This window comes from Dyadobacter sp. OTU695, from assembly GCF_038440355.1.
Lineage (GTDB): Bacteria > Bacteroidota > Bacteroidia > Cytophagales > Spirosomataceae > Dyadobacter.
In genome coordinates, this window is record NZ_JASATN010000001.1 from 1,120,576 (window position 1) to 1,145,834 (window position 25,259).

19 protein-coding genes are annotated in these 25,259 nt (G+C 51.8%); 13 read left to right on the plus strand and 6 right to left on the minus strand.

Annotation, left to right across the window (positions count from 1 at the left end):
- Positions 1-47: 47 nt before the first annotated feature.
- From AAHB90_RS04575 to AAHB90_RS04590, 4 genes are all read right to left on the minus strand, one after another.
- Positions 48-764 (minus strand): hypothetical protein, encoded by a 717-nt coding sequence (locus tag AAHB90_RS04575; protein WP_342083728.1) that lies wholly within the window; start codon positions 762-764, stop codon positions 48-50.
- Between the two features lie 76 nt (positions 765-840).
- On the minus strand, positions 841-1,089 hold the full coding sequence (locus AAHB90_RS04580) for a hypothetical protein (protein WP_342083729.1): 249 nt from the start codon (positions 1,087-1,089) through the stop codon (positions 841-843).
- A gap of 12 nt (positions 1,090-1,101) precedes the next feature.
- Entirely contained in the window at positions 1,102-1,875 is a 774-nt protein-coding gene (gene xth, locus AAHB90_RS04585) for an exodeoxyribonuclease III (RefSeq protein ID WP_342083730.1), read from the minus strand.
- Between the two features lie 11 nt (positions 1,876-1,886).
- The gene (locus AAHB90_RS04590; RefSeq protein WP_342083731.1) at positions 1,887-3,131 is read right to left on the minus strand and encodes a sensor histidine kinase; all 1,245 of its coding nucleotides are present in this window, start codon (positions 3,129-3,131) and stop codon (positions 1,887-1,889) included.
- A gap of 73 nt (positions 3,132-3,204) precedes the next feature.
- Between AAHB90_RS04590 and AAHB90_RS04595 the strand changes: the two genes are divergently transcribed.
- Positions 3,205-3,408 (plus strand): hypothetical protein, encoded by a 204-nt coding sequence (locus AAHB90_RS04595; RefSeq protein ID WP_342083732.1) that lies wholly within the window; start codon positions 3,205-3,207, stop codon positions 3,406-3,408.
- Here AAHB90_RS04595 and AAHB90_RS04600 read toward each other — a convergent pair.
- Entirely contained in the window at positions 3,374-4,399 is a 1,026-nt protein-coding gene (locus AAHB90_RS04600; protein ID WP_342083733.1) for an ankyrin repeat domain-containing protein, read from the minus strand. The two genes, AAHB90_RS04595 and AAHB90_RS04600, sit on opposite strands and share 35 nt — an antisense overlap.
- Positions 4,400-4,483: 84 nt before the next feature.
- Positions 4,484-4,966: a DUF7678 domain-containing protein gene (locus AAHB90_RS04605; RefSeq protein ID WP_342083734.1), complete on the minus strand. Its 483-nt coding sequence runs from the start codon at positions 4,964-4,966 to the stop codon at positions 4,484-4,486.
- Positions 4,967-5,430: 464 nt separating this feature from the next.
- Between AAHB90_RS04605 and AAHB90_RS04610 the strand changes: the two genes are divergently transcribed.
- The 12 genes from AAHB90_RS04610 to AAHB90_RS04665 all read left to right on the plus strand — a co-directional run bounded on the left by AAHB90_RS04610 (position 5,431) and on the right by AAHB90_RS04665 (position 25,219).
- On the plus strand, positions 5,431-8,559 hold the full coding sequence (locus AAHB90_RS04610; protein ID WP_342083735.1) for a SusC/RagA family TonB-linked outer membrane protein: 3,129 nt from the start codon (positions 5,431-5,433) through the stop codon (positions 8,557-8,559).
- 14 nt (positions 8,560-8,573) lie between these two features.
- The gene (locus AAHB90_RS04615; protein WP_342083736.1) at positions 8,574-10,322 is read left to right on the plus strand and encodes a RagB/SusD family nutrient uptake outer membrane protein; all 1,749 of its coding nucleotides are present in this window, start codon (positions 8,574-8,576) and stop codon (positions 10,320-10,322) included.
- Positions 10,323-10,519: 197 nt separating this feature from the next.
- Positions 10,520-12,217: a pectate lyase family protein gene (locus AAHB90_RS04620; protein ID WP_342083737.1), complete on the plus strand. Its 1,698-nt coding sequence runs from the start codon at positions 10,520-10,522 to the stop codon at positions 12,215-12,217.
- A gap of 7 nt (positions 12,218-12,224) precedes the next feature.
- Entirely contained in the window at positions 12,225-15,374 is a 3,150-nt protein-coding gene (locus tag AAHB90_RS04625) for a DUF6298 domain-containing protein (protein WP_342083738.1), read from the plus strand.
- Positions 15,374-16,924: an MGH1-like glycoside hydrolase domain-containing protein gene (locus AAHB90_RS04630; protein WP_342083739.1), complete on the plus strand. Its 1,551-nt coding sequence runs from the start codon at positions 15,374-15,376 to the stop codon at positions 16,922-16,924. The genes AAHB90_RS04625 and AAHB90_RS04630 overlap by 1 nt, the downstream gene beginning before the upstream one ends.
- Before the next feature lie 32 nt (positions 16,925-16,956).
- Complete coding sequence (locus AAHB90_RS04635) at positions 16,957-18,045, plus strand: sialidase family protein (protein ID WP_342083740.1); 1,089 nt, start codon at positions 16,957-16,959, stop codon at positions 18,043-18,045.
- 10 nt (positions 18,046-18,055) lie between these two features.
- Entirely contained in the window at positions 18,056-18,946 is an 891-nt protein-coding gene (locus AAHB90_RS04640; protein ID WP_342083741.1) for a sugar phosphate isomerase/epimerase family protein, read from the plus strand.
- 10 nt (positions 18,947-18,956) lie between these two features.
- The gene (locus tag AAHB90_RS04645) at positions 18,957-21,302 is read left to right on the plus strand and encodes a DUF5703 domain-containing protein (RefSeq protein ID WP_342083742.1); all 2,346 of its coding nucleotides are present in this window, start codon (positions 18,957-18,959) and stop codon (positions 21,300-21,302) included.
- A gap of 108 nt (positions 21,303-21,410) precedes the next feature.
- Positions 21,411-21,644: a hypothetical protein gene (locus AAHB90_RS04650; RefSeq protein WP_342083743.1), complete on the plus strand. Its 234-nt coding sequence runs from the start codon at positions 21,411-21,413 to the stop codon at positions 21,642-21,644.
- A 17-nt stretch (positions 21,645-21,661) separates the two neighbouring features.
- Positions 21,662-22,003, plus strand: coding sequence for a hypothetical protein (locus AAHB90_RS04655; protein WP_342083744.1), 342 nt, complete (start codon positions 21,662-21,664; stop codon positions 22,001-22,003).
- Between the two features lie 103 nt (positions 22,004-22,106).
- Positions 22,107-23,618, plus strand: a complete 1,512-nt coding sequence (locus tag AAHB90_RS04660; protein WP_342083745.1) for an FGGY family carbohydrate kinase — start codon at positions 22,107-22,109, stop codon at positions 23,616-23,618.
- Between the two features lie 68 nt (positions 23,619-23,686).
- Entirely contained in the window at positions 23,687-25,219 is a 1,533-nt protein-coding gene (locus AAHB90_RS04665; RefSeq protein WP_342083746.1) for a DUF5060 domain-containing protein, read from the plus strand.
- Positions 25,220-25,259 lie beyond the last annotated feature (40 nt).

The following is a 25,259-nucleotide window of genomic DNA, read 5'->3' on the forward strand; positions in this document are numbered from 1 at the left end:
CAACCGGTAGTTAAAATTCGACAAATCAGGAAGGATCGGACGGTAAACTACTCCCCTAAACTGTCGCAATAGGCAAGCAGCCTCTGCAGGTCCTTTTCCTTGCCAAAATCAACTGGTTGTTCTTTCAGGTATTGACTAATCTGTTTCTTATGTGCAGGGTATAGTTTTTTGATGCTGCCGGGACTGGGAACGTAAAAACGGTTGTTGTTATCGATGAGGTAATTGGCCGTACGGTAGGAGAATACGCCTTCCGCATTCGGAGTGAGCTTTTTGGTGGTTGCGGACTGATCGCTGGAATAGGAGCGGTAAGTAGTGACGGACGAGGCGGTGTAGGAAATGCCATAAGGTCCGCCTTTTTCAGTGCCGATCCTGGCCAGTACCTCGCGTTTGCCCAGGCTGGCGCGATTAAAGATGCCGACAACCTCGCAATACCCGAAACGCTTGTCGAACCGGTAGGACTTATCGCCGACCGTAATGTTTTTCAGGATTGCCTTATCGGTGATTTCCAGGGTATCCCGTTTTGCATCTACAAACAGCATATGCCCGCCTATATAATTGTAATTGAAGCGCGCTTGGGATGTACGACCGTCGATAAATTCAGCTTTTCCTGTCGTAAACTGAGGAAACTGATAGCGATCGGCATAGGGGATTACCCTGTCAGGATACTCACCCGCTTTTACCTTGAATATTTTAGGTTGCTGAGAATAAGCCAGATATGGAAAAGTGGCTAGTAGTATCAGGATTCGGGCTGTTAGCGTATTCATGGGAGAGCTTTGAGGTACTATTCTAAAAAGCAGGACGGGTGATAATCTACGCACCGGGGTGTCTTTAATATATCCCTCAGGTAAAACTGATGAATGCCAGGTATGCAATGATGATCACCGGAAGTCCGCTAACTGTGAGTGCCCAGCCCGGATGCCCTGCCCCGAGCAGGAAATACGCCCCCGCCGCGCATGCGATGAGTAAAAGGATCGGAAGGAATATCATACCCTTCCCAGCGGAATCCTGCCCGCTGCTGAAAAGTGAAAAAAAGAGAAACAGCGCAGTCGCTGCGTCGACAAGCATGCAGGCGTAAACGATTGTCTTCATAGGTTTTTATGTTTAGTCTTTTAGTTCAATCCAGACAGGGGCGTGATCGCTGGTTTTTTCCCAGCCGCGCACCTGTTTGTCGACTCCCGCAGTCGTAAGCCGTGGCGCCAGTTGCGGGCTTAGCAGGAAATGGTCGATGCGCAAGCCGGCATTGCGGGCGAATGCATTGCGGAAGTAATCCCAGAAGGTGTAGATCTTTTCATTGGGATACAATGTCCTGATGGCGTCGGTCCAGCCCTGAGCGATCAGTTTTGCAAATGCGGCACGGGTTTCGGGCCGGAAAAGCGCGTCGTCGACCCAGCTTTCGGGCTTGTAGACGTCGAGTTCCGTAGGCATTACATTGAAGTCGCCCGTAAGCAGCACAGGTTTGCCGGTTGCCAGAAGCTCTCCCGCGTGTGTGATGAGGCGGTCGAACCAGCGAAGTTTGTAATCAAACTTGGGCCCCGGGGCCGGATTGCCATTCGGGAGGTACAAGCCAGCGATCGTCAGTCCGCCGATTTCGGCCTCTATGTAGCGGCTATGGACGTCTTCCGGGTCTCCGGGCAGAGCGCGACGGATTTCGCGGGGAACGTCTCCGCGTGAGAGTATGGCGACGCCGTTCCAGCTCTTCTGACCGTGCCAAATGGCTTTGTAGCCGGCATCCAGGATGGCCTGTTCGGGAAATTTCTCCTGAGGGGCTTTTAATTCCTGTAAACAAACAATATCCGGCGCCGTTTCATCCAGCCAGCGAAGCAGCACAGGCAGGCGGCCATTTACACCATTGACGTTATAAGTCGCTATTTTCATTTTTTCGGTAGTTAACGGGACATGGGCAGGGTGATCACAAATGTCGTGCCCACTCCCGGGTTGGTTTCCGCCTTGATCATACCCTTGTGGTTGCGCACGATCTTACGGCAATACGCAAGCCCTACGCCTTCGCCCTGCTTGAAAGAGCCGGTCGGAAGACGGGCGAATATGTCGAATACTTTTTCGAGCTGGGAATCACCTATCCCGATACCGTTGTCTTCCACCCTGATCTCGGCATAAGCCATTTGAAGTGGTTCCGGCAGCAGATCGTCGATTTCATGCAGCGCCATTACGCGGCTGGAAATCCGGATGCGGGGCGGTTCCCGATGCCCGCAAAACTTGACAGCATTATCGATCAGCTGGAAAAACAGCTGCTCCATTTGATCGGGTATGGCAATGATCGACGGCAGCCGGTCGGTTTCTACGGTGATGTTCCGGCGTTCGATCTGCGGTATCAGCTGCGTGGTTACGTCGGCCACGACCTGCCCCAGGTCCACGTTGGTAAATGCGCCGGTGTCGTTCAGTCCGGAAAAGTCGGACAAATCCTTGATCATCATCGAGAACTGCTGTGCGCTGCTGCGGATCCGCACAGCCAGCTCTTTCGCCTTTTCGATCTCGTAACGGTCCGTGGCGTTCACGAGCATATCGCTGAAAACCCGGAGCTTGCGGAGCGGTTCCTGCAAATTATGGCTCGAAATATGGCGGTACTGCCTGTTTTCATCGTCCGAAATCAGCAACTGGGTAGCCAGGTCGTGCATGGCCGTACGCGTGCGTTCCATGAGCGAGAGGCTGTCGAGGTGAAAGGCAAGTAACTCCGCGAACAGGTGAAACATCCCGATCACCCGAGGGTTCTGCAATTGGTTGGGCCTGGGATCGATCGCGCACAAGGTCCCGAAAAATTCCCCGCTTTTCAGCATAATAGGCAGGGAAATATAGCTCTTGAAACCATATATCCTGGGCGTGGGATGCCCGCTGTAAAATTCATTTTCATCGACATGGTCGATTACGACGGCCCGGCCGCTGTCCCGGATTTCATTGCAGATCGTCGTGCCGATTTCCAGCTCCTCGCCCGGTTTTAGCCCGAAATCGATCTCGTCCTGCACGCTGCAGGCGATCCAGCGGTCTTCCGTCACACGGGCCACTGCTGCGAAGCCCATGCCTGTCGAGCGACAGATTACCTCTAACACGGTTTGAACAATAGGTATTTGTTTAACCTTTTCAACGTCGGCAAATAAAAAGTCGTCCGGTTGTACCATTTTTTGAGTGCGGAATAGCGGGTGGATTAGTAAATTTAGGTGCCGGGTCCCGGATAACCTAGACTTCCTCTGCATGAAAATCTTCCTGCTATCTCTGCTCATCGCCGTTGCAGCTTATCTGATCGCGGCTGTGGGTGGTTATTTTTTGATTACAAAATTGTCTTCCAACACGCACGACAGGTCCATGGAGGCGACTATGACGGCCGCTTTTGTATTGGGGCCGATTGCGGCGATTATTGCATTCATTGTGGCGTATCTGATGCTACGGGCAAATTGAGGCGCTTTGCGAATTTTATGAGGTCCTCCGGCGGAACCTGGCCCAGCAGCGCATACTTTTCCAGGCTTTGTTTTACTTCCGACGTCGCCGTCCAGCCGCCAGCCGTGGCATAATGCAGGTCGGCGCCGTGGTCGAGCAGCAGTTCGCAGATCGTCCACAGCTCGTAGTCGGCAGCTTGAGTCAGGATTGCCGTGCCGTTTGATACACCTTCCTGCCCTGGAACCTTAGCATTGGGGTCGGCGCCGCGTTCGAGCAGCATACGAACCCGTTCCGTTTTGGCAGGCCGGGCCGGTTCCGAATTTTCGCCGCATACGGCCAGGTACAGGAGCGGGTAGCGGGTACCGGCTTCGAGCGCTTTTGGGTCGGCACCGTGGTCAAGGAACCATTTCAGCAGCACTGGCGAGTATTCGAGCGAGCGGAAATGTGTAGGCGTGTGTGCCGGATCGCCATTATCGATCTTTGCGCCCTTCTGAATGAGTATTTCAAAAATTTCGATGAGTTTCGCAGGATCGGCTTCGAGGCCTTGCTGTACTGCGAGATCGAACAACGTGGTTTGTTCCCGGCCGGCTTTGTTGAGGTCGGGTATGGATTGGGCCAGATCGGCACGCAGCTTTTCCGCATCGAGCGCTACGATGTCGGCCGCAAGTTTTTGCATGGCCTCGTCTTTGAAATAATAGGAACCGTCTGCGAATGCCGCATCTTCGCGCGCCCATGTAGCTTCCCGCCATTTGCTGACAATCGGACTAGCGATTAGCATAAACACCGCCATCACTACCGGTGCAACGCACAGCACGAGTACCATGATGCGTGTAAACTGGAACGGCAACAGGTTAATGCCCGCCAGAATGAACAATGGTACAAATAGCATCATTATATACCCCCTGGCCATGCGGTCGTCCATGGAACCGGACCGGCCGAACAGCAGCAGTCCAAGCAGGAGCACGGTATAGAGGCCCAGAAGGCACCAGCTCGCGAGTGTGATTGTTTTCATACCGCGAAATTAATCAGCCCGGGTCGCTCGTAGCGATTTGTAAATCAGCTTCTTATTTTCCGGTCGGACAGCCCTGTCGTCTCGTCAATGCGCGGCGATAAATTCGTCGAGCAATGCCTTTACGGGATGGTAGTAGATTTCAGCCCGGCGGCTCGGGCGGATGTCCCAGCCGCGGTCGTAGTTGACGATGCAAGCACCGATGAAGTTGTTCGTAGCTTTTCTTACCGCCGGGTCCCAGATAGATAGTTTCGAAATACGGCCTTTCTCCATAGCCGTTTTGGCTGGTGTTTTCAGGATCAGGGCCGAAAACTCATATTGGTTTACAGTTCCCGAAAGCCATACTGCCCCTTCGATCTGCGGATCGCTGCTTTGATCTTTTACTTTTGTGCGGATCTGCGCCTGGCTCTTTACCGGCACGTCCGTCTTTTTGCTTTTCAGGTAAGCGTCGATAGCCCGCATGGCGTGCTCCGCCGGATCGACTCCGTCGAACTCGCTGAGTTCGTAAAGTCTTTTAATTTGATAGTCAGTAAGTTGTATGTGTTTCCGATAAACTTTTTGCTTCACCATAACCCCGTCTAAATAGCGCACATTCAAACATACACAGCTTCCGGGATGGATTCAATGGCTTGCGTGCTTTTTGTGCCATGGGGGTAGAAATTTGGATTTATACCGATTCTTGATAAGCTATTCGTCTTCTGAGAACCACTCAGTGTCGCTTTCAAACTGTTACGAAGAGGAGGTTTATTATTCGAATAACATATTTGAATAGTGCAATAAATGCTTCGATTGTTTTGCAATTTTTTGCTAAAAGAAAATAATCGTAAATGTGTCGGTCCTACACTAACGTGGGGTTGAGTAGAAATTGTACTACCCACTGCAAACGTTCCCGGTATCGTGTGCAGAAATAAATCTCGCAAAATGTTTGGGAGAATCGAAGGGGTCAAATAGACTTGATCGTGGTTTCAATTGGACTTTATCAATGAAAGCCAGCGATTGTCTTGAAATAGTTATATTCTAAATGACTCAATTACATGAGAAAACCACTTCTACTCATCTTCACCCTGCTGCTGGCGGCTTTGGCCGTGCAGGCGCAGAACCGCGCACTGAAAGGGGTTGTGATCGATGGCGTTTCGAAGGAACCGATGCCAGGGGTTTCGATCCTTATTTCGGGCACCAATTCGGGAACGGCTACCGATGTCGAGGGGAAATTTACATTGAATGTGCCGGAAAGCGGAGCTAACGTGATTATCAGCTATGTCGGATTTGTAAAGCAGACGATCGATGTTGCCAACCGTGGTTCGCTCACGGTGGTGCTCGAACCGGATGTGAAAGCACTCGAAGATGTGGTAGTAGTGGGTTATGGCGAGCAGAAGCGCTCGCATCTCACGGGCGCCGTCGCGACGGTCAAAATGAAGGAGCTGGACGAGCTGCCGGTCGGGGACATTTCTTCCGCATTGGCGGGTAAGCTGCCGGGCGTCAACATTTCCGGCGGTACCGCGAGGCCGGGCACACCTGCGTCTATTGTAATCCGTAATCCTACGAAAGCCTCCAAAGACGGCGGCAGCAACTCTCCGCTCTTCATTATCGACGACGTGATCCGTTCCGAAGCAGATTTCCAGTTGCTGGACGCTTCCGAGATCGAAAACCTGTCGGTACTGAAAGATGGCGCGGCCGCAGTCTATGGCGCGCGTGCCGCATTAGGGGTAGTGGTAGTGCGTACAAAACGCGGAAAGGCGGGCAAGCCGACGGTAAGTTATACCACGACCGTGGGCGTTTCGGACGCTTCGTATAAATCGAAAATGATGAACGGCGTCCAGCTGGCGACCTATCTGAACGACTTCAACCGCAGCCGCGGCCTTGCAGCCAACGACCCTGAGTACTACTCGCCCGACGAGCTGGAATATTTCAAAAACAACAATAACAACTGGTTCGATATGGCCTGGAAACCGTCGCTGAATACCCGCCACGCGGTGAATATCAGTGGCGGTACCGAACGGGCGACCTTCTTTGCGGGCGCTACCTATTTCGCCCAGAATGGGAATGTCGATAATATCAGCTACAAGAAATGGAACTTCCGCGCCAGTACTGACGTGAATGTGACGAAGCATATTAAAGTGGGTCTGGGTGTGAGCGGTAACCTGTCCGACAACAAGTTATTCTACCTTAAACAAGGTGGCGAGAACGTGGAAAAAGACGTGACGAACCTGCTCAACACGCCGCAATTCATCCCGCCTTATGTGGATGGTCTGCCGGTATTACTGCCGGGGGGCTCTGCTTCATCAGGCTTTCATTTCTTCGAAGCGCAAAAGCTGAACAACTATACCCGTGCCCGCAATGTGGTGTTGAATGTGAATGCTTACCTGGAATATAATGTGCCGTTCATCCGCGGCCTGAAACTCCGCACGGTGTACAACAAAAACCTCGGCAACGATTGGGGAAAGCAGTTCGGTACCTATTATAAGGTGTACGGTTTCTCGATGCTGGGGGAAAACAAGCACATCTACGGCGGTACGCCCAATGTGCCTACCCGCCTCAACAACGGCGACCGCTTGCGCTTCAACCCCGGCTATACCGATGGTTATCAGCTCAACTTCAACCTGAGCTATGCGCGGGATTTCGGAAGGCATTCGGTGAGTGCGCTGGCGCTGGTGGAGCAGTCGGAAATTTATACCGAAAGCATTGCCACGATGAAGGAAGGTATTTTCGAAGGCGGCAACGATTACCTGATGTCAGCATTTGGTGCCAAAGACATCGGTCCGAATGCGGCCAATGAAAGCGGTATCCTTTCCTATGTGGGGCGTTTGAACTACTCCTTCGCCGACCGATACCTGTTTGAGGTCTCGTTCCGCCGCGATGCTTCCACGAAGTTCGCGCCTGAATACCGCTGGGGTACATTCCCGCAGCTTTCGGCAGGGTGGGTGATGTCCGAAGAGCGTTTTTTTCGTGAAAAATTACCTTTCATCAACAACCTGAAACTGCGCGCGTCGATAGGTTTCCTCGGCGGCGACCGCACAGCCGCCTGGCAATGGCTGCAACGCTACACGCCCCAGGCTTCCAATGGAGCCGTGTTCGGCGGCAACAGCGACCGCATGGTGGGTATCAAACTCGAAAAACTGCCGAATTACTACGGTCGCTGGGATGATGTTACCAAGAAGAACGTCGGTATCGACGCATCTTTCCTGAATAACCGCTTGTCGACGACCATCGATGCCTATCACGACCACGGTTATAACCTTCTGACGACGCTAGCTTCATCCGTACCGCTGACGATCGGTTCGGTGATGCCGGCCGAGAACTTTGAGACGGTTAACTCGTTCGGTCTGGAATTTGCAACGGGTTGGAGCGACCGTATCGGCAAGAACATCGATTACAACATTGGCGCATTCCTGGCATGGAGCGACAATAAGAACATCCTCGTGGATGTGGCCACCACCAACCGTGGTAGCTGGCAGGACCCAACGGGCCGGTCCAGCGACCGCGGGTTGCAGGGTTACCGCTACCTGGGCATGTTCCGCTCGCAGGAGGATGTCGACCGCTATCTCGAAAAGAACCCGGATTACACGATTATGGGTTACGCGCCGAAGCCGGGGATGCTTTATTACCAGGATATCCGAGGCCCGCGCCAGACCGATGGCAGCTATGCGGCACCGGATGGCAAGATCACCGAGGACGACCAGGAGTACCTGACGAAAAAGGAGAACAACCATTACACATTTGGTCTTTCGTTCGGATTCGGGTTTAAAGGATTTAAAGTGGATGTCGTGACTGCCGGTTCTTTCGGCGGGCAGGGCATTGTGGATGGCGATGCGCGCAAGAAAGCGGCCAAAGACGTTTCCCGCCCCGTTTTCTGGGCAGACCATTACACGCCGGAAAACCCGAATGCGAAATATCCCGACCCTTACTGGGAAGAAACGTATACCATGGTGTCGTCATTCTGGTTCCGCAATGCATTTGCATTCAACATGCGCAGCCTCAATGTATCGTACCAGCTGAGCCAGAGCGTCGCGAAAAGGCTGGGGATCAGCTCTGCGAAAATCATTGGAGTAGGTATGAACCCGGTCACCTTCTTCAATCCATACGACTATAAGGCTGCGTCGGGCGCCTACAACGTGTACCCGCAGATGCGCACGTGGTCATTGGGATTAAACCTTACACTCTAAAAATCGGTACAGCGATGAAAAAGCATTGGATAATAGCAGCATTTCTTGGCCTTGCGTTGACTGGCTGCGAAAATATACTGGACAAAACAGATCTTTCCGCATTCAACGAGGAGCAGGTTTTCAACGATACCCTGCTGGCAAAAGGCTACGTGGATTATGTGTATGACCAAAACCTGCCCACCTGGCCCAGCGGCGATTTTTTGAAATGCACCGACGAAATCGGTGGCGAGTCGCGGTTTTTCGAAGGCACCGTGCAGGTTAATACCGTGCAGGATTTCGGGATAGGCGTGAATGCGACCAACAATTATGGTAAACTCCGCTCGATCAACCAGTTTTTGGCCAAGTTACCGAACGGCGGTTTGAGTGAGGATGCCAAAAAGCGCCTGATGGCGCAGGTGACGTTCTTCCGCGCATTCCGTTACTGGGACCTTGTGCAACTTTATGGTGGCGTTCCCATGGTGCTTGAACCACTCGAAGGCGTAGGCGAGGAGGCCAAGGAAGCAGCCGCCATCCCGCGCAGCAGTACTTCCGAGAGCGTCGCGCTGATCGTGAAAGATCTCGATTACAGCATTGCCAACCTGCCGGGGCGTTGGGGCAATACCAACGACTGGGGGCGTATCACGAGCTGTGCCGCGGCAGGTTTTAAAGGCCGTATCCTCCTGCATTATGCCAGCCCGCAGCATAATCCCGGCGACCTCGCCGAACGCTGGCAGGCGGCTTATGATGCCAACAAAAAGGCGATCGAACTGCTTTCCGCTAACGGTTTCAAGCTCCACAGCAGTTTCAGCGATCTGTGGTTCCAGGAAGTGAATAATCCCGAGGCCGTTTGGGTAACCTGCTATAATAATAAGGTAGGCGACCAGATCAACAAGAATATGACCTGGGATAACAATACGCGGCCTTCTTACCTCGGTACTGCCGGCGGTTCCAACCAGCCTACCTGGGAAATTGTACAAGCATTCCCGATGAAAAGCGGCAAGAACATCGAAGAAAAAGGCTCCGGCTACGATGCGCAGCTTTTCTATAAAAACCGCGATCCGCGCTTCAACCAGACCATCGCATTCAACGGTGCTACCTGGGCCATCAACGGCAATCCGAACTACCGGTTATGGACCTATTTTGTAAACAACAAAACCGTAGAGCAGAAGGCTACTTCCACCGGTTTCTATGTGCGCAAAGCCATCGACCCGAACCTCGCACCGGGCGCAGTTGCCAATGCCGGCACCGACTGGATCGAAATGCGTTATGCCGAGGTAATGCTCAATTTCGCGGAAGCCGCTTGCGGCGTGAATAAGCTGGATGAGGCATATGCACAACTGACCGAGCTTCGCAAACGGGCGGGTATCGAGCCGGGTGCGGATGATAATTATGGCTTGAACCCCAAAATGTCGCGTGCTGAAATGTTTGAAGCTATTTTGCATGAAAGACAGGTAGAGCTCGCATTCGAAGGGAAGCGTTTTTATGATCTGCGCCGCTGGAAGAAATTTGAAACAGTACTGAATGGCAAAAGCCGCAACGGGGTGACGATCAACCTGAAAGCATCTGCCCCTAACGATTTTGCGGTGAAACGCGATGGCATGAACCTGGATTCTGTTTACAAAAACTACCTGGAAATTGTGCCTAAAAAGCTGGATACCAAATACCTGGTAAACTGGAAGCCGGAGTATTACTTCTTCGCGATCCCGCAGCAAGCATTGACCAACAATCCGAAGCTCGAACAGAACATAGGCTGGCCATCCGGTACGTTTGATCCGTTGAAATGATGTTCAATGTCGGTGTGAGAAGATGTAAAATGTCAGTCTGAGCGCAGTCGAAGACAGTCCATACGGTGACATCGTGCATGCCCTTCTACACGCCCGGCGGCCCGGTCCGCTCAGGGTGACAAAAGGCGCTCAGGGTGATAAGCCTTCCATAAGAAAATAGTTAAGTTCTTGATCAATTTTAACGGTTAGACTATAAAATGATATCAATCCCAAAACTTTCACTCCAACTAGGCATTGCCAGCCTGCTACTCGGTTCGGCAGCGTTCGCACAGTACCCGAAAATCCCTGCTGCGGCTAAGAAAACGAGCGATTCACTCCTGGCAGAAGCTGAGCGCAAGTCGGAGATCGCATGGCAGAAGGCTTTGCCGATCATTGAAGCGGAAGCCAAAAAAGGCAAGCCATATATTCCCTGGGCGGCTCGTCCTGTGGATCTGCCGCAGTCCGATATCCCTGCATTCCCGGGTGCCGAGGGCGGTGGCGCATTCAGTTTTGGCGGGCGCGGGGGCCAGGTTTATGTGGTGAAAAGTTTGGAAGACAGTGGGCCGGGAACGTTGCGCGATGCCTGCGAAAAGGGCGGAGCGCGTATCATCGTGTTCAACGTGGCGGGTATTATCCGTTTGAAAACGCCGCTCATTATCCGCGCACCTTACATCACCATCGCGGGGCAGACGGCGCCGGGCGACGGTGTTTGCGTGGCGGGCGAGAGTGTGTGGATCAATACGCATGACGTCGTGATCCGGCATATGCGGTTCCGGCGGGGCGAGACGTTCGTAGGCCGCCGCGACGATTCGATCGGCGGTAACCCGATCGGCAACATCATGATCGACCACGTGTCGGCGAGCTGGGGGCTGGACGAAAACATGTCGATGTACCGGCATATGTACAACGACAGCACGGGCATTCAGGAACAGAAGTTGCCGACCGTCAACATTACCATCCAGAACTCGATTTTTTCAGAGACGCTCGACACCTGGAACCACTCTTTCGGCAGCACGCTGGGCGGTGAGAATTGCACGTTCATGCGCAATTTGTGGGCCAATAATGCAGGCCGTAACCCGTCGATCGGCTGGTTCGGGATATTCAATTTTGTAAACAATGTAGTATTCAACTGGGTGCATCGCTCGATCGACGGCGGCGACTACCGGGCGATGTATAATATCGTGAACAACTACTTTAAACCCGGACCTGAAACGCCGAAGGATTCACCGGTCGGACACCGGATACTGAAACCGGAAGCGGGTCGCAGCAAGTTGAAATACCAGGTTTACGGCCGTGCCTATGTGAGTGGGAACATCATGGAGGGCTACGACAAGATCACCAAAAACAACTGGGACGGCGGCGTGCAGGTAGAAGAGCTTCCGAATGCCGGCAAATACACCGACAATATCAGATGGCACGAGCCGCTTCCAATGCCCCAGTTCCCGATCATGAGCGCCAAAGAGTCGTTCGATTACGTGATCGCGAATGCAGGCGCCACGCTCCCCCGCCGCGATCCCGTGGACGCTCGTGTGACCACACAGGTACGTACAGGAAAGATCAATCCGCTGGATAACGTAAAATTGCCGGAGAAGCAGTTCGAGCACCGCCGCCTGCCGATCGATTCCTATAAAAATGGGATTATCACCGACATTTCGCAGGTGGGAGGCTATCCCGAGTACAAAGGAATGCCTTACCCTGATTCGGACGACGACGGTATGCCTAATGACTGGGAAACCAAATACGGTTTGAACCCGAAAGACCCTTCGGATGCCCGGAAAGACATGAGCGGCGACGGTTATTCGAACATTGAGAAGTTCATCAACGGCATCGATCCGAAGAAGAAAACGGATTGGAAAAACCCTAAAAACAACCACGATACCCTGGCTTCATTAAAAGGAGCTCCGGGCCAAAAATAGGATTGCTTTGGACAGACTGAGATACTTGGTTAAGGTGATGAAATTCGATACGATCCTGTCTCTGGCAGGATTGTATTTTCTTTTGGTACCCGGTGTTTTTGGGCAAAGGAAACAAAAAAAGGCATCACCGGTGGCTCTGGCAGAGGACGGGCGGCTCGCCTATGCACCCGATTCGCTCGGCAACCGCATTGTCGATTTCTCGTATGCGGGCTATATGGCCGGCGCTCACGAGATCCCGGATGCGCCTATTCGCGTTACCGTACCTGCCCGTGAGGGCGACGCGACGGCCCGCATTCAGGCGGCGATCGATTATGTCGGTAACCTGCCTTTAGATGCGAAAGGGCTTCGGGGCGCGGTGCTGCTGGGCGCCGGCGTGCACAAGGTTTTGTCAGGTGTGGTGATGAAGAAGTCGGGTGTTGTTATACGTGGGGCTGGAATGGGGGAGAATGGAACTGTGCTGCTCGGTGACGGGCGCACGCGGGAGACGGTGGTGCGTGTTTTTGGAGGAGATAATGTGGTATTAAAACCTAAACTGCGTGTTACCGACGCTTATGTGCCTGTAAATGCAATGCGTTTTGAAGTCGAAAATGCAGGCTCCCTGAAAGTGGGCGACCGCATTCGCGTCGTGCGGCCTTCTACGGCTGAATGGATCAAAAGCCTGGGAATGGAGGAATTTGGAGGCGAAACGGGCTGGCTGGGCTGGAAACCCGGGCAGCGCGATATTACGTGGGACAGAACTGTAACGGCTATCTCGGGGAACAACATTACCATCGACGCGCCCATCACCACGGCGCTGGATGCCCAAATTGGCGGCGGGTTTGTAGTCCCTTATCAATGGGCAGGCCGCATTAGTCATGTTGGAGTTGAAAACATCCGCATTGAATCGACATTTAACCCAAATAACCCGAAAGACGAGAACCATCGCTGGATGGGTATTACCTTCGAAAATATTGAAAATGCCTGGGTGAGGCAGGTCACGTTCCGGTATCTGGCGGGTTCGGCGGTGGCGGTTTATGAATCTGCTTCCAAGGTCACCGTCGAGGATTGCAAGTCGCTGGCGCCGGTTTCCGAGATCGCCGGGCAGCGCAGGAACACTTTTTTTACGCAAGGCGGGCAGACGCTTTTTCAGCGTTGCTATGCCGAAAATGGTATGCATGATTTCGCGACGGGCTATTGTGCACCCGGTCCGAATGCATTTGTCCAGTGCGAATCGCGGTTACCAAACGGATTCAGCGGGCCGATTGATAGCTGGGCTTCGGGTGTGTTGTTTGACATCGTGAATGTGGACGGAAATGCATTGAGTTTCAAAAACCGGGGACAGGATGGGCAGGGGGCCGGGTGGACGGCCGCTAACTCGGTATTCTGGCAATGCGCGGCCTCCCGGATCGAGAATTTCGCACCGCCGGGAGCGCAGAACTTTGCATTCGGGGCATGGGCGGCATTTGAGGGCGACGGTTTTTGGGAAAATGTGAATGAGCATATCCAGCCACGAAGCTTGTATTACGCACAGCTAGGTGAGCGCCTGGGCAAGCGGGTTTTGGCCAAATCGTTTTTGGTCCCCAAAGAAACAGAAGCATCCAGCAGTCCGAGCCTTGAACAGGCGGCCGCACTGGTAGCAGGTTCGCATCAGCCAGCCATTTTGTTGCCGGACTGGATCGATCAGGCGGCACAACGCAATCCCATTACAGCGGCTGGCGGGACGGTCAGATCCATTGATGAAATTGGCTTTATCAAAACAAAAAACACTACCCCATTAGCTGCATTGACGATTCGCAACGGTCGACTGGTGCGTGGAAATGAGCTGGTAACCGGCGCCCGGCACGAGGTACCCTGGTGGCGGGGTAGCATCCGTCCGCACGATGTAAATGCAGCCCAGCCTCACATTACCCGCTACGTACCCGGGCGGGTGGGCAAGGGATTTACCGACGACCTGCAAATGATGACCGATTTGCTCCAAGCGCAGCATGTTGCCGTGGTGGATCATAACTACGGCCTTTGGTACGACCGCCGCCGAGACGATCACGAGCGCATTCGCCGCATCGACGGGGAAACCTGGCCGCCGTTTTACGAGCAGCCATTTGCGAGAAGCGGAAAAGAAGCCGCCTGGGATGATCTCAGCAAATACGATTTACAGCATTATAATGAATGGTACTGGAATCGCTTGCGCGAGTTCGTGACGCTGGCCGACCAGAAAGGGCTTTTGTTGTACCATCAAAATTATTTCCAGCATAATATCCTCGAAGCCGGCGCGCATTACGCGGATTTCCCGTGGCGGACGGCCAATAATATCAACCAAACCGGTTTTCCCGAGCCGCCGCCTTATGCCGGAGACAAGCGCATTTTCATCGCGGATCAGTTTTACGACATTAGTATTCCGGAGCGAAAAGCGCTGCATACGGCCTACATTCGCCAGTGCCTCGACAATTTCACCGGGCAAAGCGGCGTCATTCAGTTTATAAGTGCCGAGTATACGGGGCCGCTGCATTTTGTGCAGTTCTGGCTGGATGTGATCGGCGAATGGGAGCGGGAGAAGGGCAAAAATGCTTGGGTAGCATTGAGTACGACCAAAGATGTGCAGGATGCTATTCTGGCCGATCCGAAATATGCCGCATTGATTGATGTGATTGACATCCGTTACTGGCACCGTCGCGAAAATGGCACGGATTACGCGCCGGAAGGCGGCAAAAGCCTGGCACCTCGCCAGCATGCACGCATTCAGAAGGTAGGCAAAGTGTCATTCGGCTCCGTGTACAACGCTGTTTTAGAATACAAAAATAAATATCCTGAAAAGGCTGTGCTTTACAATGCCAATGGCGCAGCGCAAAATGCCTGGGCGGTGTTGCTGGCGGGTGGCTCGGTGAGCGCGGTGCCGGCTTTGCCTAAGGCGTTTCTGGAAGCGGTGCCGGAAATGGAGCCTTCCGAATCGAATGGACAGTATGTTTTGTCCAAAGCAGGCCGGGGAGTTGTGATTTATCAGGAGGGTAATGCGGCTTTGCAAGCGGATCTGACGGATTTTAGTGGTAATTATCAATTGCAGCGGATCAATGCGCGAACGGGCGCTGTCGTTGGCAAACCGGAAAAAGTAAAAGGAGGAAAAGTGGTTTCGCTCGTTTCCAGAGAGGCGGATCCTGTGATCTATTGGTTTTCGAAAAAGTAATGAGGTATTTAAAAATTGGTTTTGGATTAATTGGCATAGCCCTGTTGGGCCTGACAGGTTGCGCGCGAAAAACGGCAGGACCGGCGATTTTGAAAGCAGAGGATTACCGCCATCACGTGACCTATTTCAACCGGATGGAGGATGAAAATAAGGTGAATGCGATCCCGAATGCGCAGTCCTGGGAGTGGATGAAGGCCAATATCCCACTGTTCGATTGTCCGCAGGATAATTTTCGCGAGATCTATTACTACCGCTGGTGGACCTATCGCAAGCACATTCATAACACGCCGCAAGGCTTTGTGATCACTGAATTTCTCGTGGACAGGAGTTATGCAGATAAATACAACATGATCAGTTGCGCCCTCGGCCATCACATTTACGAAGGCCGTTGGCTGCACGATCAGCGCTATCTGAACGATAATGTGCATGTATGGTTCCGCGGTAACGATGGCGCGCGTATGAAAAAGCTGCTCAATTTCAGCAGCTGGACGGCCGACGCGTTGTATAACCGCTACAAAGTGACGCAAGACAAGGCTTTCCTGCTCGATATGCTGCCCGATCTGAATTCGGAGTACAAAGCCTGGGAGAAAGACCGCCGCACCGAAAGCGGGCTCTTCTGGCAGACCGACGTGAAGGATGGGATGGAAGAATCGCTGAGCGGCGGCCGCAGGGAACAGCATGCACGGCCGACGATCAACAGTTATATGTATGGTAATGCCAAAGCGCTGTCGGCTATTGCCGCATTGAAGGGCGACCAGGCGCTGGCCGGGCTTTATGAAAGTAAAGCCGATACATTGAAGCGATTGATCGATAGTAAGTTATGGAATGCCGACAGTGCTTTTTTCGAAACGGTAAAGAAGCGGGGCAAAGGGCCTTTTGCAGGTGTGCGCGAGGCGATCGGGTTTATTCCGTGGTATTTCAATTTACCCGATGAAAAGCACGACGCGGCCTGGAAGCAAGTTTCCGATCAGACGGGTTTTAATGCGCCATTTGGCCTCACTACCGCTGAGCGCAGACATCCCGGTTTCCGCACGCACGGTTGCTGCCAGTGCGAATGGGACGGAGCCGTTTGGCCGTTTGCGACAGCGCAGACATTGACGGGCCTCGCCAACCGCCTTAATGCACCCAAGCCGGAGGTGGTGGCGGACACGACGTATTTCGGATTACTCGAAAAGTATGTGGAATCGCAGTACTATCGTGGCAAGCCCTACATTGGCGAGTACCTGGATGAAAAAACCGGTTACTGGCTCAAAGGCGATCAGGAGCGCAGCCGCTACTACAACCATTCGACATTTAATGACCTGATCATCACCGGCCTCGTGGGGCTGCGCCCGCGTGCGGATGAGGTGATCGAGGTGAATCCGCTCATTCCGGAAAATAAATGGGACTGGTTTTGCCTCGACGACGTGCATTACCACGGAAAGCGACTTACCATTCTCTGGGACCGCGACGGGACGCATTACAAAAAAGGCAGAGGCTTACAGGTTTATGTAAATGGCAAAAAAGCAGGCTCAGCCGACAGGATTTCAAGAATTTTAATTAACCCATAACCCTGCGTCACCGCATGAATTTCAATCTGACAATGCGAAAAATATTAAAAAAATGGCTGTTAGGCGGCGCATTCTGTGCGTTGGCACTATCGGTAAATGCTCAGAATTTCAAGGAGGGCATTTCGGTGGATGAATTCATTTTCGAAACCGCCCCGTTCCCCGAAAGCCACGCATCGACCATCGCCGAAACGCCCGCGGGCCTCGTTGCGGCCTGGTTCGGAGGCACAAAAGAGCGGAACCCGGATGTAGGCATTTGGATAAGCCGTTTAGAAAACGACAAATGGACGCCGCCGGTGGAAGTTGCGAACGGCATTGTGAATGAAAAGCTGCGCTATGCTTGCTGGAATCCGGTTTTGTATCAGATACCAAAGGGCGAACTGATGCTTTTTTACAAAGTAGGGCCTAATGTGGCCGGCTGGAAAGGCTTTTTGATCACTTCCAAAGACAATGGCAAAAGCTGGTCGAAACCAAAAGAATTGCAGGAGGGATTTTTGGGGCCTGTTAAAAACAAACCCGTGCTGCTGTCAAACGGCGAGCTCTGGTGCCCGTCCAGTACTGAGGGCGAGGGTGGCTGGCGGCTGCATTTCGAGGTGACGCCCGATTTTGGAAAAACCTGGCGGAAGGTAGGGCCTCTGAACGATGGCAAAACGATCAAAGCCATTCAGCCGAGCCTGCTCACTTACGTAAATGGCGATATGCAGATCCTTTGCCGCAGCCAAAGTCGCTCGATCGTCGAGTCGTGGTCGAAAGATGGCGGTAAGACGTGGTCGGAGGTGGCACTGTCGGCTTTGCCCAATAACAACTCGGGAACCGATGCCGTGACTTTGAAAGACGGTCGGCAACTGCTGGTTTATAACCATGTGAAACCGCCGGCTGGCCAGCCGAAAGGCCCGCGCACGCCGCTGAATGTCGCCGTTTCCAAAGATGGGAAAAGTTGGGAGGCGGTGCTGGTTTTGGAGGATTCCCCGATCAGCCAGTATTCGTATCCGTCGGTGATCCAGACTGCCGACGGGATGGTCCATATTGTATACACCTGGCGTCGCCAGCGTATCAAGCACGTTAAAATTGATCCCTCGAAGCTGAGAGGAAAGGCGATCGTAGAAGAGCAGTGGCCTATTTGATTTTGAACCAATGAAAAGAAGAAACTTCCTGAATGCATGTGCGGCAGGATTGGCGGCATTGCCGCTCTCGTCGTGGGCGGCTGAAATGCCCGGTATGTCGAAAAAATCGCGCTATAAGATTGCCGTGATCGACTTGATGATACTGAAACGCCAGAAATTGAGCGCATTACCCCTTGCCGGTGAAATCGGCGCAGACGGCCTGGAGGTAGACATGGGCGGCCTGGGTGACCGGCCGACTTTTGACAACAAGCTTTCGGACCCGGCTGTGCGCCAGCAATATCTCGACAAAGCAAAGGAATTGAACCTCGAAATATGCTCACTGGCGATGACCGGCTTTTATGCCCAGTCGTTTGCCAAACGCGATGGCGTCGAAAAGATGGTGGGCGATTGCATCGAGACGATGAAACAGATGAACGTCAGGACGGCTTTTTTACCGCTGGGTATTCAGGGAGATCTGGTCAAAAATCCGGAATTGCGACCAGTGATCGTAGAAAGGCTCAAAACGGTTGGTAAAATGGCTGAAAAGGCGGGTGTGGTCATCGGGATCGAGACCGCGTTGGACGCAAAAGGGGAGGTGGAGCTGTTAAGGGAAATCGGTTCTAAATCCATCCAGATCTACTTCAACTTTTCGAATCCACTCAAAGAAGGCCGGGACCTTTGCGAGGAGCTGCGGATTTTAGGGAAAAACCGCATTTGCCAGATCCATTGCACCGACGAAGATGGCGTTTGGCTTGAAAATAATACGAGGTTGGATATGAAGAAGGTCAAAACCACGCTCGACAAAATGGGTTGGAAAGGCTGGCTCGTGATCGAGCGCTCGCGCGATGCGTCCAGGCCGAGGGATGTGAAAGGTAATTTCAGCGCAAATACGGCTTTTATGAAAACGATTTTCCAGTCCTGATCATCCATTCATGTCTGCTCGCTTCTGCCGGTCCATTCTGATTTTATTTATCATTTTCAACAGCCTGTGGGCAGCCGGGCAAAGTTTTTCTCCCGAACATTACAATTTAAAATGGACTAGCCAGAGCGAAAATGCAGGAGAATCGATGCCTTGCGGCGGCGGGGACATTGGGTTGAATGTGTGGGTGGAGAAGGGCGACTTGTTATTCTACATTTCGCGCAGCGGTGTTTTCGACGAAAATAACGTGGTTCCCAAGCTCGGGCGCGTACGTGTGAGGCTTTCGCCGAATCCGTTTAATGGAGGCAGCAGTTTCCGGCAGGAGTTGAAGCTAAATGAGGGATGTACTGAAATTTCAGGTAAAAAAGGAAAACTGAGTGCCACCGTAAAGGTTTGGGTAGATGTTTTTAAGCCTGTAATTCACGTGGACATCGAGGGAAACAGCCCTGTTGCGGCTCAGGCATGGTATGAGAGCTGGCGAACGGTCCCCGGCGAACTGAAAGGTAATGCCCGAAGCGCTAGTTCATACAAGTGGGCAAAATCCGCCGTTGTTGTTCATCCCGACAGCGTCCGGTACGAGAACAACGGTGTGCTATTTTATCACCGGAACCGGGACTCAACGGTTTTTGACGCGATTGTTGCCCAGCAAAAACTGGAAAATGTTAAATCAAAGCTTTGGAACCCGCTGAAAAACCTGACTTACGGAGGCTGGATGGAGGGACCCGGTATGATCGCAGATCATGCAACATTGGAGGGGAGATACGCGGATACGCCGTTCAAGGGATTTGGACTGAAAAGCAAAGCTCCCTCGCGCCACGTTCAACTAAGTGTTTACCTGCATACCGACCAGCAAAATGATATTTCCGTTTGGAAAAAGGGGCTTTTGGGAATGATTGCCCAGGCAAAGGAAGAAGAGAGAACGGCCCGGCAAAAAACGCTTGACTGGTGGAAGCAGTACTGGCAGCGGAGCTATATTGCGTTGAACGTCAGTAAAAAGGACACCGCCTCGCCGGTATGGCAGGTGGGGCGCAATTACCAGCTTTTCCGCTATATGCTCGGGTGCAATGCATTCGGAACTTATCCGACGAAGTTCAACGGCGGGCTCTTTACTTATGACCCGGTTTTTGTCGACACTGCCTATCACTTCACAGCCGATCACCGCAACTGGGGCGGGGGCACTTTTACCGCACAAAATCAGCGGCTAGTTTACTGGCCGATGCTCAAAAGCGGCGATTTTGAGATGATGAGGCCGCAGTTTGAGTTCTACCAACGCATATTAGGCAATGCAGAAACGCGTACCCGGCATTATTGGGGACACGAGGGTGCCTCGTTTACCGAACAGATCGAGAATTTTGGCCTGCCCAACTATGCTGAATACGGTTCCAAACGTCCGGATGGCTATGACCCTGGTTTGGAATACAATAAATGGCTGGAATATCTTTGGGATACTTCACTGGAATTCTGTCTGATGATCCTCGAACAGGAGCGTTTCGCCGGTTCGGACATTTCAACCTATTTGCCGCTGATAGAGAGTTGCGTCGTTTTTTTCGATGGGCATTACCAATACCTGGCTGCAAAACGAAGCGCGGCGAAGCTCGATCAGAACGGACATTTGGTGCTTTTTCCGGGCAGTGCGGCCGAAACTTACAAAATGGCGTATAATTCCGTCACAACGGTGGCGGGCTTAAAAACAGTGCTGGAAAGAATGCTTATGCTGCCGTCGCGGTATGGCACGGAAGAGCAGCGCAAGCGCTGGAAGGGCATTTTGGGCAGGATTCCGCCACTGAGTTTCCGTGAAATGCAAGGCCATCGCACGATTGCACCCGCGCTGGCGTGGGAGCGCATTCAAAACACCGAAATTCCGCAGCTCTACCCCGTCTTCCCTTATGGAATGTATGGCATTGGCATGCCCGACCTGGAAACGGCCGTCAATACCTGGAAATATGATACCGAAGCCATTAGGAATCGTAACCATACCAGCTGGCATCAGGATAACATCTTTTGCGCACGGTTAGGCCTGACTGACGAAGCGGCTGCATTAACCATCAAAAAGTTACAGGATTCCGGCCGCCGCTTCCCCGCATTCTGGGGGCCTGGTCACGATTGGGTTCCTGATCATAACTGGGGAGGCTCGGGGATGATCGGTTTACAGGAAATGCTCATGCAAACGGTGGACGATTCGATTTACATTTTGCCCGCCTGGCCTGATGATTGGGATGTGCAATTCAAGCTTCGCGCGCCGCTGAGTACGGTCGTTGAAGGGGAGTGGAAAGGTGGCAAAATGATGTACTTGAAAGTGACACCTGAGAGCCGGAAAGATGACGTAATTTGCTCTAAATGTGAGTTTAATCGCTTTTAAACGATTGCAAACGTTTAAATGAAGATAGCGCCTTGACATGCCTTAGAAATAGTGCTAGTTTTGAAAGAAGGTAAATCATCTCTCAAACTTAGACCACGCACTTGAAATATGACTACGAATACAGAAAACAAAAACGAATTAGGTAATCCAACCGCATTTGGAATTGCGCTCGGATTAGCAATAAGCATCTTCTTTGGCCCGGCAGGCGCAGTCATTGGTTTTATTATTGGCGCGGCTCTTGGCTTCTGGTTCGACAAAAAGCAAAATCATCCTGTTAAGAAGCCATCTGATAACGCCAATGCAGGCGCCGGACAGCATTCAACTATTCATTGCAATCATTAAGAGCAAGTAATGATTGTATGGAAAAGTACTTCAATCAATACTCCATCTCATTGGCAATTAGCCTAATGGGTTGCTTGGTCTATGCGATCGTTGTGACGATCAGGTATGGATTTCAGAACATACCGGAAAAAGATGTGGTGATCATTTTTGCCGACTTTTTAGCGATCTGTTCTGCTTTGAAGATCATTTACTTGTCATTTGATGCAACCGTTTGTCCTCCCGAATCTCGGATCGACCTGATTTTCTTGGGACTTGGCGGCGTAATGATGTTGATAGTATCAAGTAAAAACATCGCGTCGAAGTTCAGGCAGCCGAATCTGCCGAATAATTGTACACAAGGCAATATACCACATAAATAAATCAATATTTTTCCATTGTTTTTAGCTTTGTTTTCGATTGTTTTTCTTTTCTTTGTTTTAATATTAAGAAATGATTTAACAAGTTCAAAACAAGGCTTCCGGAATGTTGAACGGCCCATTTGTGCTGGCGATCGATCAGGGTACGAGCAGTACTAAAACAGTCATTTTTGACGAGAAGGGAAAGGTTGTGGCGCGGGGGAGCGAACCCTTGCACACAATGTACCTCGATGGCGGTCTGGTGGAGCAGGACCCTCAGGAAATTTATGAGAACGTACAGACGTCGGTTGCGAAATGCATTGCCGATTTTATTTCAAAAGAAGGACGTATAGAGGATATCCGTTCGTGCGGTATTTCCAATCAGCGGGAGACTTTCGTGTTGTGGGATAAAGAAGGAAAGCCATTGCATAATGCGGTGGTTTGGCAATGCAAGCGTTCGACTTCCGTTTGCGACCAATTGCGGGCGGAAGGGTTGGAGGATATGATCAGGCAAAAAACCGGTTTGCTGGCCGATCCTTACTTTTCAGGTTCCAAGGTAATCTGGTTGAACCTTCATCATGAAACGATAAATAAGGCGATTGAGGAGCGTAACGCTTTTTTTGGAACGGTAGATACCTGGCTTCTGTATAAACTGACTAACGGAGCGGCATATCTGACTGATCATACCAACGCATCGCGCACATTGTTCTTCAACCTCGAAACGCTATCCTGGGATGAGGAGTTGATCCGGTCGTTTGGGTTGAATGGCCTGCATTTGCCTGATATTCAGCCGTCTTCTTCGTATTTCGGCGAGACTGATTTTGGAGCTTTGTTACCCCGGTCAATACCGGTCACGGCGATGATCGGCGACTCGCATGCAGCTGCTTTCGGGGAAGGTTGCTTTGGCCCCGGTATTGCGAAAGCCACATTGGGAACCGGTTCTTCCATTTTAATGAATATCGGCCCCGAACCGAAACCTTCGCAGCAGGGCATGGTGACAACGATCGGTTGGAGCGCGGGCGATAGGGTAGAATATGCGCTCGAAGGCGTGATTGTGACTTGCGGGGCGACGATCGAATGGCTTAAAACCCATCTCGGATTGTTTAGCGATGTCAGGGAAACGGAGTCGATGGCGCGTTCGGTGAGCGATAACGGCGGCGTTTATCTTGTCCCGGCGTTCAGCGGACTTGGCGCGCCGCATTGGGACATGAACCGCAAGGCGTCGATAACCGGTTTGACATTTAATTCAAACAAAAACCACATCGTGCGGGCGGCGCTTGAATCCATTCCATTTCAGATCAAGGATGTGATCGTTGCGATGGAGACCGATACGAGCATCGCGTTACAGGAATTGAAAGTCGACGGAGGGTTAACGTCCAACAATTTCGTCATACAAATGTTGGCGGATCTGCTTGAAAAGCCGGTGGTTAATCTCGGGTTTCCGGAAGTATCGGCATTGGGCGCTGCATATCTTTCAGGTTTATATTCAGGAGTTTATCCCGACATCGAATATTTGCGGAAATTAAATGAGGGCCATTCTTCGGTCTTGCCCCATGCTGCCAATGATGTGGTAAAAGCCGCCTATCGCGGTTGGCAGGATGCTATCGGCTCTGTGCCGCAGGTTTATATAACGGATTGATGATGAAGTTTTTTTATTTAATTGTTGCGTTTTTTTGGTGTGCTTTTTCAGCATCCGGACGAGATCTTGTGGAGCGCCCCGTGGAGCGCTGGGAGCGATTTGAAGTTACGCTGACAGGGCCGCAAACGGGTAACCCTTTCACCGATGTGAATCTGTCCGCCGAGTTTTCAAACGGCACTGAAAAAGTAAAGGTGGCTGGTTTTTATGACGGTAAGGGTCAATACAAAGTGCGGTTCATGCCGCAAAAGACAGGCGAATGGACCTATCAAACGATCAGCAATCGTAAATCACTGAATGGTAAAAAAGGTGTTTTCAGTTGCGTAGAGCCGGGGCGGGACAATCATGGACCAGTCCGCGTAGCTGATACTTACCATTTTAAATATGCAGACGGCAAGCGTTACTATCCATTTGGAACAACCTTATACGCCTGGACGCACCAGCCCGAAGGTTTGGAGGAAATTACCCTGAAAACGCTTGCGAATGCGCCATTCAACAAGGTCAGAATGTGCGTTTTTCCAAAATATTACTCGCATGTAGAGAATGAGCCGCCATACTATCCTTATGTGAAAAAGTCTGAGAGTAAGGATGCGAAGGGTGAGCCGAAATTTCAGTGGGATTACTCGCGTTTCGAACCGGCCTTTTTTCAACACCTCGAAAAGCGGATAGACGACCTGAAAAAGCTGGGTATCGAAGCTGACGTGATTATTTTTCACCCTTATGATAAGGGGCACTGGGGATTTGACAGTCTTGGTAAGGAGTACGATCTCAAATATATACGGTACCTGACAGCCCGTTTGGCGTCATTCCGGAATGTCTGGTGGTCTATGGCCAACGAATTCGATTATATCAAAACCAAACCGCGCGCTGACTGGGATATTTATACCAAAGCGGTGGTGAATGCGGACCCATACGGCCATCTCTGTTCGATCCATAACGGGAGTGTTTATTACGACAACTGGAAGCCGGAATTTACGCATGTCAGTATCCAAAATGGCTCGACCGTCGAGGACTTTGGTCGGGCGACGTTGCTGAGAGATGTGTTTTTCAGGCCGATGGTTTATGACGAAGTGTGTTACGAAGGCGATTTGCAGCAACGCTGGGGCCATTTGAGCGGGGAAGAAATGACTGAGGCGTTCTGGCAGGGGGTGATCGCGGGTACGTACGTGACACACGGAGAAACTTATAAGAACGAGGGCGACACGATTTTCTGGGCCAAAGGCGGCCGTCTGATCGGCAGCAGTCCCGCGAGGATCGGATTTTTAAGAAAGATACTCGAAGAGGCTCCCGGACCGCTGGAATTGTCCGATCCGTGGAAAGACCATCGTACGTCGCGTGCCGATAGTACTTATTATCTGATGTATTTGGGTAAAAATATGCAAGCAGAATGGGAATTCAGTCTGCCACGCAAAGGAGGGCCAAAAGCCGGGCAAAAATTTAAGGTAGAGGTCATCGACGCCTGGAATATGACGATCGACGATCGTCCCGAGGTTTTCGAGATAGCCGAAGCTGTGGACTACCGCGTTTATGATAAGAAAAGAACAACGATTCGCTTGCCTATGAAGCCCTACCTGGCACTGCGGATTAAGGAATACCGGGAATGATAAAAACTTTGATTGGTTAACATAGATAGTAAAGGATTAA

Excerpts from the sequence above, each read along its gene's own strand:
- AAHB90_RS04575 (WP_342083728.1), bottom strand. The coding sequence starts at position 764 with ATGAATACGCTAACAGCCCGAATCCTGATACTACTAGCCACTTTTCCA.
- AAHB90_RS04620 (WP_342083737.1), top strand. The coding sequence starts at position 10,520 with ATGATATCAATCCCAAAACTTTCACTCCAACTAGGCATTGCCAGCCTG.
- AAHB90_RS04610 (WP_342083735.1), top strand. The coding sequence starts at position 5,431 with ATGAGAAAACCACTTCTACTCATCTTCACCCTGCTGCTGGCGGCTTTG.
- AAHB90_RS04650 (WP_342083743.1), top strand. The coding sequence starts at position 21,411 with ATGACTACGAATACAGAAAACAAAAACGAATTAGGTAATCCAACCGCA.
- xth (WP_342083730.1), bottom strand. The coding sequence starts at position 1,875 with ATGAAAATAGCGACTTATAACGTCAATGGTGTAAATGGCCGCCTGCCT.
- AAHB90_RS04595 (WP_342083732.1), top strand. The coding sequence starts at position 3,205 with ATGAAAATCTTCCTGCTATCTCTGCTCATCGCCGTTGCAGCTTATCTG.
- AAHB90_RS04640 (WP_342083741.1), top strand. The coding sequence starts at position 18,056 with ATGAAAAGAAGAAACTTCCTGAATGCATGTGCGGCAGGATTGGCGGCA.
- AAHB90_RS04660 (WP_342083745.1), top strand. The coding sequence starts at position 22,107 with ATGTTGAACGGCCCATTTGTGCTGGCGATCGATCAGGGTACGAGCAGT.
- AAHB90_RS04605 (WP_342083734.1), bottom strand. The coding sequence starts at position 4,966 with ATGGTGAAGCAAAAAGTTTATCGGAAACACATACAACTTACTGACTAT.
- AAHB90_RS04645 (WP_342083742.1), top strand. The coding sequence starts at position 18,957 with ATGTCTGCTCGCTTCTGCCGGTCCATTCTGATTTTATTTATCATTTTC.
- AAHB90_RS04590 (WP_342083731.1), bottom strand. The coding sequence starts at position 3,131 with ATGGTACAACCGGACGACTTTTTATTTGCCGACGTTGAAAAGGTTAAA.
- AAHB90_RS04600 (WP_342083733.1), bottom strand. The coding sequence starts at position 4,399 with ATGAAAACAATCACACTCGCGAGCTGGTGCCTTCTGGGCCTCTATACC.
- AAHB90_RS04655 (WP_342083744.1), top strand. The coding sequence starts at position 21,662 with ATGGAAAAGTACTTCAATCAATACTCCATCTCATTGGCAATTAGCCTA.
- AAHB90_RS04580 (WP_342083729.1), bottom strand. The coding sequence starts at position 1,089 with ATGAAGACAATCGTTTACGCCTGCATGCTTGTCGACGCAGCGACTGCG.
- AAHB90_RS04630 (WP_342083739.1), top strand. The coding sequence starts at position 15,374 with ATGAGGTATTTAAAAATTGGTTTTGGATTAATTGGCATAGCCCTGTTG.
- AAHB90_RS04635 (WP_342083740.1), top strand. The coding sequence starts at position 16,957 with ATGCGAAAAATATTAAAAAAATGGCTGTTAGGCGGCGCATTCTGTGCG.
- AAHB90_RS04615 (WP_342083736.1), top strand. The coding sequence starts at position 8,574 with ATGAAAAAGCATTGGATAATAGCAGCATTTCTTGGCCTTGCGTTGACT.